Genomic DNA, 11,625 nt, shown 5'->3' on the forward strand with positions numbered 1-11,625 from the left:
TCGTTAATCAAATCCGGTCCGGATTATCGCAATATGCGGCTCACCTGCAATAACGGCGAAGTTGCTGGAAGTTGGCTTGACCCTGAGGCAATGCTGAAGAACCATCGTCTCATCACCCGAAGTCGACTCGAGCTAGGGAAGAGTCCGCCCAAAAGATTCCATATGGAAGCAACTCGGGTGTGTTGCCGATAGAGTGCTCGACCGAAGGAGTCGTCCGAAAAATGGACATCTGTGATCCGCAGTTCAGCGCGGCCACCATTCCACCGACCATCCTGCTGCACCTGCACCGGCTCGTCACCGAGCGCGGTTTCGACACCGATCCCTGGTTCGCCGGGACGGGCGTGGTACCTGGACAACTCGACGGGCCGCAGACGCGGGTGTCCTACCGGCAGGCGACGACGATCATCCGGCGCGCATTGCGTGCGCTGCCGGACGGGCCGTGGGGTATCGAGGTCGGCGCGCGGAACGCGATCGTCGGTTTCGGCGTGCTCGGATTCGCGATGCGCTCCTGCCGCACTGGCGCCGAAGCCTTCGCGCTCGGCATCGAGATGCACCAGCTCGTCGGTAGCCTGCTCGATTTCGATCTGCACCGCGGCGCGGAGCTCAGCACGGTTCGGATCCACGAGCGCATCCCCGACCCCGAACTGCTGCGGTTCCTCACCGAGGAGGCGATGCTGACCACGCTGCTGTTCTCGCGGTCGGTGCTGGAGGACGAGGTCGTCCCGACGCGCGTGCGCATCGCCTATCCGGAACCGGCCTACGGTGAGCAGTACCGCGCATACCTGCGATGTCCCATCGAATTCGATGCGGGGATCACCGACGTCAGTTTTCCGAGTCAGCTGCTCGACCGGCCGATTCGAACCTATAACGAGGCCAGTCTGAACGCCTCGCTCGACGCCTTCAAGCGCATGGTCGAAGCCACCGAGGAGCGGCACGACACGGTCGCCTCGGTCGAGGCCATCCTCGGAGGGAATCTGCGCAAGGCGATGCCGATGGCCGAGGTGGCCGACCGGCTCTTCGTCACCGAGCGCACGCTGCGCAGGCAGTTGAGCGCCGCGAACGAGCGCTTCACCGATATTCGTGATCGGGTGCGCCAGCGCAGGGCGCTGTACCTGGTGCGCGAGACCGGCATGACGATCGCGCAGATCGCGGCCGAGACCGGGTACAGCGACGCGCGGGAATTCCGGCGCGCCTATGTGCGATGGAATGCCGAGCCGCCGAGTGAGACGCGCAAGTCGCGCGGGACCGGCCGCGCGGTCATCGGCCTCGCCGCCGAGCCGGGGCGTGCGGCGTCGTGACCGTGAACTAGCTGGGAATCAGCAGGTTTCGCAGCGGGGAGCCGGTGTGCGGCAGCCAGAGAGCCTGCGTCGGCACCTGCGGTGCGTCGGCCAGTGCGATGACGCGGACCCGTCCATCGTGGGCGGGTCCGGGGGCCGAGGTGACGAAGGCGATGCCGATATTGCCGGCGATCGCGAACAGTGGTGGCGTGTCGGCGACGGAGTGGACCGCCACCTGTGGTACGAAGCCCGCCACTCGGCAGATCCCGAGCAGGAAGTCGGTGTAGGCGGACGCGCCGGGTGGTGCGGCGACGAGTATCCGCTCGCCGCGAAGATCGTTCACGGTCAGCTGTTCGCGGTCGGCCAGCCGGTGGGTGGCGCCGACGGCCACCCGGAGCTGGTGCCGGGCGATCACCGCGCACGCGAGTCCCGGTGGTTCGACGACATCGCGGCGCAGCGCGAGATCGACCGACCCGTCGAACACCGCGGTGACCAACGCGTCGGGCAGCAGCTGCCACGCGGTCACCGAGGCCTCGGGCAAGGCGGCCCGCACGGGGTCGAGGAGTCGGTAGACCTCGTCGGCGGTGACCGGTGGCGCATGGCCGATCACGTAGGGATGGGGTGGTTCGCCGCCGGCGTCCCTGGTCTGGGTGATCAGTGCCTCGGAGGCCGCGAGCAGGATGCGCGTGCCGTCGCGCAGGGTGATGCCCGCCTGGGTCAGCGCCACGCGGCGCCGCGTGCGCTCGAAAAGTGTGACACCGAGCTGTCTTTCGAGCCGGCGTACCGCCATGCTCAACGCCTGCTGAGTGATGCGCAGTGTCTGCGCGGCCTTGGTGAAACTCAGTTGCTCGGCCACTTCGAGGAATTGTTCGAGTCGATACAGATCGAATGGTCTCTCGTGGGCACGATGCGAACCTGGGTCCATAACATCCACCTTTCTGCCGGACGCGGCGGGTGCTCGAACGGTTCGCCGAAGCGGGGGCCAAGTCAAGAACCGGCTCGGCGCGGTCCGCCTGCCTGTCCGCGTGCACCCCGAAGATGGCCGCCACCCCCCGCCGCCATGCGCAATTCGCCGGGCGCTCTGCTCAGTACGCGCCTTCGCCGCTGGTGACCGTACGTATCGTCTTGGCGATGATGGAAAAGTCCAGCCGCATCGACCAGTTGTCGACATAGAACGTGTCGAGTCCGATGGCTGCCGCGGGCGTCAGGTCCGAGCGCCCACTGACCTGCCACAGTCCGGTGATGCCCGGCTTGACCAACAGCCTGCGGCTGGCCACGGCGTCATAGGTCTCGACCTCGCGGCGCACCTGCGGGCGCGGTCCGACGACGCTCATATCGCCGCGCAGCACGTTGAGGAATTGCGGCAGCTCGTCGATGCTGAATTTGCGCAGCAGCCTGCCGATTTCGGTGATCCGGGGATCGTTCTTGAGCTTGAAGAACATCGGCGCCGCACCGTTGCTCGCGATCAGCGCCGCCATCTGGGCGTCCGCGTCGACATACATGGTGCGGAACTTGATCATGCGGAACGGCTTGCCGCGCAGGCCGATTCGCTCGGACAGATAGAAGACCGGTCCCTTGCTGGTCAGTTTGATCGCGACGGCGACGACGAGCAGGACCGGCAGCGTGCAGAGCACGGCGGTCAACGCGAAACAGCGATCGAAGATCATTTTGCGAATCGACATCGCACGGCTGTATTGCGGCTTATCGATCTGCACGACAAGCAGATCCGAGACGAAGCGGTTGGTCAGCCGGTCCTGTGCGATATCGGCGATACCCGGCGCGACGAGCAGGCCTGCGTCGACTGCCTCCAGATCCCAGGTGATGCGCCGGAAGTCGGTGGTGACGGCCGCGTCGGTGGCGACAACCGCCACTACGTCGGCGCCGGTGTGCCGTACCGCCTGCACTACCGAATCGGCGTCGCCGACCACCGGAATCGCGCGGTCGCCGACGCGGATATCGGCGTCGCCCCCGTCGCCCCTGCCGTCCGGTGTGCAGACCCCGACCACCCGGTATCCCGTACTGTCGCGGGCGAATTCGGCGGCCATGTCGTGCGCCGCGCCTTTGCTGCCGACCAGCAGTACCGAAGTCAGATACTCGCCGCGTGCCCGGCGCTGGGCGATATGCGTGCGCCACAGCCTGCGGCTGGCGATCAGTCCGAACAGGCCGAGCGGCAGGGCGATACCGAAATAGTCGCGCATGCCCCCGGTCTGCAGCACATGGGTGCCGATGGCGATGACGCCGAACAGGATCAGGGTGGCGGAGGTGACCGATCGGTATTCCGCGGTGCCGCTGCCGACGATCACCGTGGAGCGGGTGCCCCACAGCGCGAGACAAATCATCCACGCCACGGCGATGAGCGACGAGATGGGCAGGCTGCCCGCCTTGTCGGTCAGCTGCCATCGTAACGGGTTGTGCGTCGGTCCCTGAATGTGCAGCCACTGCGCGGCGGCCACCGCGATGAGCACGATGGCGAGATCGGTCACGAACAAGCGGCGAGCGAACTTCTCTTGCCATGAGATGCGTTCAGCGGATTCGGATGAGTTACCGGTGATCAGGTCGGAGCCGTGAATTTCGAATCCCAGTGACATGACGTACCTACTCGAGTCGGCGGGCGGTTTCGGAGAGGGTGGAACGTCGGATCGAAAAATGTCCGAATGGATCGAATCGGACATGCTGTCGAGGCGATGGATAATCGATACTGGCAGATGCTTCCGCGATTTGTGTCGAGTGTGGAAAGTATTGTGTCATGGATCACTCCAGAGGGTTTGCCTGCATATTAATTAACGGGGTAATGGTGGCGCTGAGCGGGGGTTTTGCGGACAACACTGTCGTTCGCCAACCGTTAGCTGAAGGACTGCTTAAAGGTCACTGCAGCCCTTCTCTTGGCGTTGTCGAGCATGTTGAATGACTATCGCGGAGCGCCAGTGTCGGCGCCCGGTCTGATCCCGAGCTTTTCTTCGCTGGAAGGTTCCCCCGATGACGGTAGATAAAATCGCAGTGCTGTTTCCCGGCCAGGGTGCTTATTTCGAAGGCGCGCTGGCGGAAGTAACTAATTCATATGCCGAAACCGGGGGGATTTTCGGTGAAATCGACGAGGTGGCGCAGCGGTTGTCGGGCGGCGCCATTTCCGGTCGGATATTCAACGCCGATGGCCAGGGCATCGACGATCTGCTGGAATCGGCGCCGGATCTGCTCCAGCTGGCGATGTACGGCACCTCGGTGGCCGCCTACCGCATGCTGCGCGCGCACGGACTCACGCCGGGTGTGCTCGTCGGGCACAGTTTCGGTGAGATCGCGGCGCTGGTGTGCGCGGGTGCGTTCTCGGTGGCCGAGGGCGCCGAGATCATCGCCCACCGCACCGCGGTGCTGCGTGCCGCGGGTGAGCTCGACGGGTACATGGCCGCGCTGAGTACCGATGTCACCAGGGCTGAACGGATCCTGCGGTTGATCGATGATCCGGACACGGTGGTCGCGGTCGAGAATCACGAGCGGCAGACCGTGATCTCCGGCAGGCGCAAGACGGTCGACGCGGCGACGGCCATCGCGGGTGTGCTCGGGCTCGGCATGGTCACACTGAAATCGCCGTATCCGTTCCACAGTCCGATGCTTGCCGATGCGGCCACCGAATTCGCCAGGCGCACAAGGCATATCCCGCAGCGCAGGCTGGAGGTCGAGGTCTATTCGCCGATCCTGGGCCGGGCGTACCGGGACACCGATGACTTCACCGCGGAACTGGCGGGTCATCTGACCACGCAGGTGCGCTTCGCCGACGCGGTGCGCAGCGTGCACGCGAGCGGTGTCGGCGCATTCATCGAATGTGGTGCGCTCGACGCCTTGACCAAGATCACCAAGCGGGTGCTCGCCGGACACGATCATCTGGCTCGGTCCGTGCTGCTGCCGACCTCCACCCTGTCGGTCGCGATCACAGAGCTGACCGACGCGGGCGTTCTGGCGACCGAGCGCCCCACCGACGCCATCCGGCTCGCACTCACCCCCGGTGTCGAGTCGGCCGAATTCGAGCGGCTGTGGGACGTCTGCGGTCCGCGCATCGCGCAGTTCGCGCGGTCGGAATTGCGGACAGCGGCGCGATTGCTCGACGTGGTTGACGCGCAAGAGGTTTTCGCGCCCGCCGACGCGGTGATGTATTCGAGGCCGACCATCGTGCCGGATCCGGTCGCGGCGCCCGCCGCGGCAGCGGCGCCGGTCACCGCACCGGCCGCACCGGAAGGCGGCAAGGAAAGACCGTCGCGTGCGGCATTGTTCGGCGAGTTGGTCCGCATATATGCCGACGCGCTGGAATATCCGCCGGAGGTCTTCGACGAGGAAACCGATCTGGAGGCCGAGCTCGGAGTGGACTCGGTCAAACAGACCGAGTTGCTCGGGCGGATCGGCGAGACCTACAACCTGGGGCCACTGCCCGCCGATTTCAAGCTCGGCGAGCACAACACCCTCGGTCGCATCGCCGACCTGATCGCGGCGGCGTAGGTGACGCGATGACGCGGATACTCGACGGAAAGATCGCACTCGTCACCGGCGGCGCGCGCAATGTCGGAAAGGCGATCGCGTTGCGGCTCGCCGCCGACGGCGCGGTCGTCATCATCAATCATTTCCGGTCACCGGCGCAGGCGCGGGCGACCAAGGCCGAAATCGAGGCCACGGGCGGTAAGGCGCATATCATCCGCGCCTCGGTGGCCAAGCGGGCGCAGCGCGATCGAATGTTCGACGAGATCGCGGCCGAATTCGGGGCACTCGACATCTTGGTGAACAGCGCGGCCGACGGCCGCCTCGCCGGATACGCCGATGTCGACGACGCGATGATCGATCGCGCGCTCGACACCAACCTCAAGGGCGGTCTCGGCTGCGCCCGGCGTGCGCTCGATCTGATGAAGGGCAGACCGGGGGCCAGCATCGTCAACGTGTCGACCCTCGGCGGCGGCCAGTTCGTGATGGCGAACTACCTTGCCTGTGGCCCGGCGAAGGCCGCGGTGGAGGCGATGACCCGATATCTGGCGGTCGAGTTCGCCGAATACGGCATCAGGGTCAACACCGCGGCCGCCGGCATGCTGGAAAGCGCTGTCGCCGAGCAGTTCCCGGACGCGGCGGCGATGCGGCGGGCGACCGTCGAAGCCACGCCGATGCGGCGGCTCGGCACCCCGGATGAGCTCGCCGCGGTGGTAGCGTTTCTCGCCTCACCGCAGGCGAGCTGGGTGACCGGCCAGGTGGTACTCGCCGACGGCGGGCTGTCCACCGGCGCCGCGCTGCTGTCGCCACCACGCGCCACGGTGCCCGACGGCGCCATCGACGGTGCGGCCGTGGTGAATTCGGCCGATACCGCCGTTGGTGATACCGATGTGGCCGATGCCGGCGAGTTCACCCACCACGACGACGAGGTGATCGCCGTAGTCGGCATGGGAATCACCGTCTCGGGCGCGAACGATCCCGCCGAATTCTGGCGTGAGCTCGTCGACGGCGACGAGCGTTTCGTCCATGTCCCACCGGACCGGTGGGACAACAGCAGCTTCCACGCCACGGACAAGTCCGCCCAGGACAAGACCTACTCCGAACATTCCGCGTTCATCACCGATTTCGTGCCGCATCCGGTACTGGCCGAGGAGCTGGCGTGCAGCGGGAAGACCGCCGACCAGGTCGAGTCGACCACTCTGTGGCTGCGGAATTCGGTACTGCAAGCATTGGATTCGGTAGTGCGGCGGCCCGAGGATCGGTACGGCTTCATCGTCGGCTACACCGCCGATGGCAACCAGCACGCCGAGGAGGCCACCGCGGTGACGGGTGTGCTGCAGCGCATGCGAAAGTCGCTGCGGCAGCGCGGTATCGATAACACCGACGCACAGCTGCGGACCATCGAGGCGCGACTGCTCGCCAGGTATCCGCGCAGCAGGCTCGCTCCGCAGCGGGCATTCCCGCACCAGGTCGGCGCGGGCGCGATGGCGGGCGTGCTGCCGGACGACACCGACATGACGATGGTCGACACGGCGTGCTCGTCCTCGCTGTACGCGATCGATATGGGCATCAAGGGACTGCTCGACGGCCGCCACGATATCGCGGTCTGCGGCGGCGCGTTCTCCCTCGGGCCGTGTGGCTCGGTACTTTTCGCCAAACTCAACGGACTCTCGTCCCGCGGCGAGGTGCGCTCGTTCGACGAGACCAGTGACGGGGTGCTGTTCTCCGACGGCGCGGCCACCGTCGTGCTGAAGACGCTGCGCCGGGCGCGCGCCGACGGTGATCGGATCCTGGGCGTGGTCAAGGCATTCGGCGCCTCGTCGGACGGCAAGGGCAAGGCGATCTACGCGCCGAGCGCCGCGGGCCAGGAACTCGCGATCCGGCGTGCCCAAGCACTGCCGGGCATGGCGGGAGTGATCCCGGACTGGGTGGTCGCGCACGCCACCGGCACCCCGGCGGGTGATCTGGCGGAGTTCACCACGCTGCGCACCACGATGGACGGCGAGAAGCCGGTCCAGATCACCTCGAACAAGTCGGTGATCGGCCACACCGGCTGGGCCGCGGGGACGACCTCACTGATCCAGGTGCTGCTCGGCTTCGAGCACGAGATGATTCCGCCGCAGCACCGATTCGAGCAGACACCACCGGAATTCATGATCGATGCCTGCAGCCTGGAGATTCCGAAGGTCGCGGTGCGCTGGCCCGCGGGCGGGCGTGCGCTGCGCACGGCGGCGGTGTCGGGCTTCGGTTTCGGCGGCACCAACGCCCATCTGGTGGTTCAGGAACCCGCCGCGGCCGCACAACTGCCGAGCGGGCCGAAGGCGTCGAAACCCGTTGCCGCGCCACAGCGTCTCGCCGTCGTTGCGGTGGCGGACCATCTACCGCCCGGCGGCGCGACGACATTCGGCGACCAGTACCCGCTGCCGACCATCCAGGAGGTCAAGCTGCCGCCCGCGCTGTTGCGCGCCGTCGACCGCGCTCAGCCGATGATCCTGGCGTGCGCGCGCACCATCCGTGCCGAACTCGGCGAGTTCTGGGACGACAACGCGGCCGAAACCGGCGTGGTATTGGGGCATTTCGGTGGCACAAGGAACGCGACGCTCTATGTCACCCGATGCTATGTCGACGACGTCGCGGCGGCATTGCACGGTGATCCTGACTGTGCGCGGATCCCGTGGCTCGACGAGGTCCTCGGCGATGTGGCCGAGGATGTCCGCGCGCTGGTGCCGCCCGCGAACGAGAACACCTTCCCCGGGATGATGCCCAATGTCATCCCGGCCCGGGTGGCGAACTACTTCGGCCTCAACGGTTTGAACATGACCGTCGACACCGGATTCACCTCCGCGGGGCGCGCCATCGAGGTCGCCGCGGGCTATCTGCGCGCGGGTGAGCTGCGGATGGCGTTGGTCGGCGGCATCAACGGCAATACGACGCCGGAACATCGGGAGGCGCTGGCGCGGCTGCTGCCGCCCGAGGCCGGGCTCGCGGAGGGCGCGTTCCTGCTCGCCGTGACCACCGAGGAGACGGCGAACAGGGCGGGGCTGCCGATCATGGGGTTCCTCGAGCCGGAACCCGAGGACGCTGCGGCGGATACCACCATCGAATGCGGCGCGCGAACCGGCGGGCGCGCCAATTATCTGGGCGGTGAAGGCGCGTTCGGTGTGCTCGCGGCGCTGCGTACCGTATCGGCGGGCGGATCGGCGCTGGTGCGGTGCCGAGGCGAGGACGGCGCGCCCGACCATTCGATTCGGGTGAGCGGGCCGGCCACGGGTGATGCGGCCACGGGCGTCGAGACCGACGCGCCCGAGATCGCACCGGAGTTCCTGGACGACAAGGCATTCCGTACCGCGGACGGCGTCACGGCCCCCACCAGGGTGGACAGCCACGCCTGGCAGCTCGAACCCGACCCCGGCGTCGTCGTCCGGCGGCCGACCACGTTTCTGCCCGATACGCCGACGCTGCTGCTGGTCGAGGATCCACGGATCCTGCTCGATCTGGTTACGCCGGAGGCGACGACGGTGTTGTCGACCAAGCCGGGCAAGGGCGTCGTCTATGTGCCCGAGGTGACGCCGGAGGCCGTCGCGGAACTGCTCGAGCAGTGTGACCATGGCGCCGACGTGCGGAATCTGCGCCTGCTCGTGGATGTTTCGGGCGCCGTGACGCCGCGGCGAACCGCCGACCTCGCCGCACTGCACGATCTGCTGTTCCTGGTCGCCAAGCAGCGCGCGGAGCAGCTGGCCGAACCGGACGCGTCGACGATCGCGGTGCTGTTCCACGCGATGGCGGGGAGCACGCCGCAACCGTACGCCGGTCTGTTCACCGGTGCGGTGAAGGTCGCCGCGCTGGAATGGCCGCGGAGTTCGACGTACGCGGTGGTCACCGACAAGGACGCGGTGGGTGCGGTCGGTGAGGCCGAGGCGGAGTCGGCGCTCACCCGCGGCCTGCCGATCGCCTACTACGCCGACGGTGTGCGCTACGGCTGCACGCTGACGGTGATCGAGGACGAGATCGACGTCACCGCCCGCCTCGGCCGGGATTCGGTGGTGGTCGCCGTCGGCGGCGGCCGCGGTATCACCGCGGAGCTGCTCGTCGCGGTGGCAGGTAACTTCGGCGGCCGGTTCTATCTGATCGGTACCACCGAGATAGCGGAGGTCCCGCAGCGCTATCGCGAGCTGGACGACGCCGAATTCGCCGGTGCGAAGCGGGATTACATGCGCGAACGGCTGGCCGAGGAGCCGTCGGCCAGCCCGCGCGCCATCAATGCCGAGTACGAGCGGATCGCCAACGCGCGCACCACGATCCGGAATATGGATCGGATGCGGGCGGCCGGCGCCGCGGCCGTCGACTACCTGGCGTGCGATATCCGCGATCGGGCGGCGGTCGATCGGGCGATGGGCCGGATCGGCGCGGAGGTCGGGCGGATCGACCTGTTGATCAACGCGGCAGGGCTCAACCGTTCCGCGCCCATCGCGGCCAAGGACTTCGCCGAGTTCCGGTTGATCCGTGATATCAAACTCCTCGGTTACACGAACCTGGTCGCGGCATTGCAGTCGTCGCCGCCGTGCAGGTGGTGCAATTTCGGTTCCCTGCTCGGCGTCACCGGGCAGCTCGGCGAGATCGACTACGCCGCGGCCAACGACTTCCTCGGCACCGCCGCCGTGCACAGCGCACAGGCCGTGGGGCGCGACGAGTTCACCATCGGCTGGACGCTGTGGGGCGAGGTCGGCTTGGGCGCGGGCGAGCTCATCAAGGCGTACTTCGAGAAGACGGGCCAGTACTCGAACATGTCGACCGCCGAGGGCGTGCATCACTTCGTCCGGCAGTTGCAATTGGGCGGGCGCCGACCATATGTCGCGCATCTGGGCACCGCGGAATACGGCGCGGCCGCCACGCTGCTGCCCGGATTCCTGACACCGATGTCGAGACCGTTCTACCTGGATCGCCTGCATTCCCGCGGCGAAAAGGACGGCAGGCCATGGGCCGTCTACGAACGCGACTTCGACCGGGCCACCGATGGCTATCTCGACGGGCATCTGGTCGGGGGCACGCCGACACTGCCGGGTGCGTTCGTCGCGGAACTCGCCCTGGAAGCGGCCGCCACACTGGTTCCGCGACGATGGGTGCACGCGGTCGAGGATCTGGTCTTCCACCATTTCCTGAAGCTGCCCCCGGCACAGCGCAAGGCGCGCAAGCGCATTCGCGCCGAGGTCGTCGACGACCGGCCCGATACGGGGACGGTGCGGGTGCGAGTCGAGGTCACCGGTGATGTCATCGCGCCCAACGGCACCGTATTGGTCAGGGACAAGCCACATTTCAGCGCCACCGTGCTGATGGCGAAGACCATGCCCGACGCGCAGCACTGGGCGCCCTGGTACCCGGCCGCCGAGCGGTCCGTCGCCGACCCGTACTACCGGGACGGGTCGCCGGTGCTGCTGAGCGGCGCCTTCGAATCGACCGTGGCGCACCGGCTGCATCCGCTGGGTAAGCGCTCGACGTACTCGTTGCGGTTGCCGCCCGGCGATCCGGTGTTCTCGCGCTTGCGTGTTCCGGTGATCCTGCTCGACGGTCTGCTGCGGACCGGTGTCCTCGCGGCGCCGGACGAGCACGGGCTGGTACCGATCGCGGCACCGCTGCGCATCGACCGGCTCGATCTCTACGAGTACACCAACGACGCACTGCTCGGCGGCGCCGGACCGATCGAGTTGTACGCCGTGGTGCCCGAGCATCCGGTACCCGGCGCACCGGAGAACCTGTTCGTCGCAGTGCGCCCGGATGGGCGAATCATCCTGGCGCTCAAGGGACTCGACTGGATCGTCACCGGACGGCTGAACATCGTCACCGGCGAGATCGCCGGCCCCGCCAACCCGAATTCGGAGGTCGAATGATA

At 67.2% G+C, this 11,625-nt stretch carries 5 protein-coding genes; 3 read left to right on the forward strand and 2 right to left on the reverse strand.

Features of this window, described 5'->3' with window-relative positions:
- Positions 1-221: 221 nt before the first annotated feature.
- Positions 222-1,298 carry an AraC family transcriptional regulator gene (locus tag ACIG5A_RS27220; protein ID WP_397244909.1) on the forward strand — a complete coding sequence of 359 codons (1,077 nt, stop codon included), beginning with the start codon at positions 222-224 and terminating at the stop codon, positions 1,296-1,298.
- A 7-nt stretch (positions 1,299-1,305) separates the two neighbouring features.
- Here ACIG5A_RS27220 and ACIG5A_RS27225 read toward each other — a convergent pair whose 3' ends face one another.
- Both ACIG5A_RS27225 and ACIG5A_RS27230 read right to left on the reverse strand, forming a co-directional pair.
- The gene (locus ACIG5A_RS27225; protein WP_397244911.1) at positions 1,306-2,202 is read right to left on the reverse strand and encodes a LysR family transcriptional regulator; all 897 of its coding nucleotides are present in this window, start codon (positions 2,200-2,202) and stop codon (positions 1,306-1,308) included.
- 160 nt (positions 2,203-2,362) lie between these two features.
- On the reverse strand, positions 2,363-3,865 hold the full coding sequence (locus tag ACIG5A_RS27230; protein ID WP_397244914.1) for a sugar transferase: 1,503 nt from the start codon (positions 3,863-3,865) through the stop codon (positions 2,363-2,365).
- Between the two features lie 388 nt (positions 3,866-4,253).
- Here ACIG5A_RS27230 and ACIG5A_RS27235 point away from each other — a divergent pair, with 388 nt between their 5' ends.
- Both ACIG5A_RS27235 and ACIG5A_RS27240 read left to right on the forward strand, forming a co-directional pair.
- The gene (locus tag ACIG5A_RS27235) at positions 4,254-5,762 is read left to right on the forward strand and encodes an acyltransferase domain-containing protein (RefSeq protein ID WP_397244916.1); all 1,509 of its coding nucleotides are present in this window, start codon (positions 4,254-4,256) and stop codon (positions 5,760-5,762) included.
- 8 nt (positions 5,763-5,770) lie between these two features.
- Positions 5,771-11,623, forward strand: a complete 5,853-nt coding sequence (locus ACIG5A_RS27240; protein WP_397244918.1) for an SDR family oxidoreductase — start codon at positions 5,771-5,773, stop codon at positions 11,621-11,623.
- Positions 11,624-11,625 lie beyond the last annotated feature (2 nt).

The sequence above is a fragment of the Nocardia sp. NPDC052566 genome, from assembly GCF_044547285.1.
In the GTDB taxonomy this organism is placed as follows: Bacteria; Actinomycetota; Actinomycetes; order Mycobacteriales; family Mycobacteriaceae; genus Nocardia.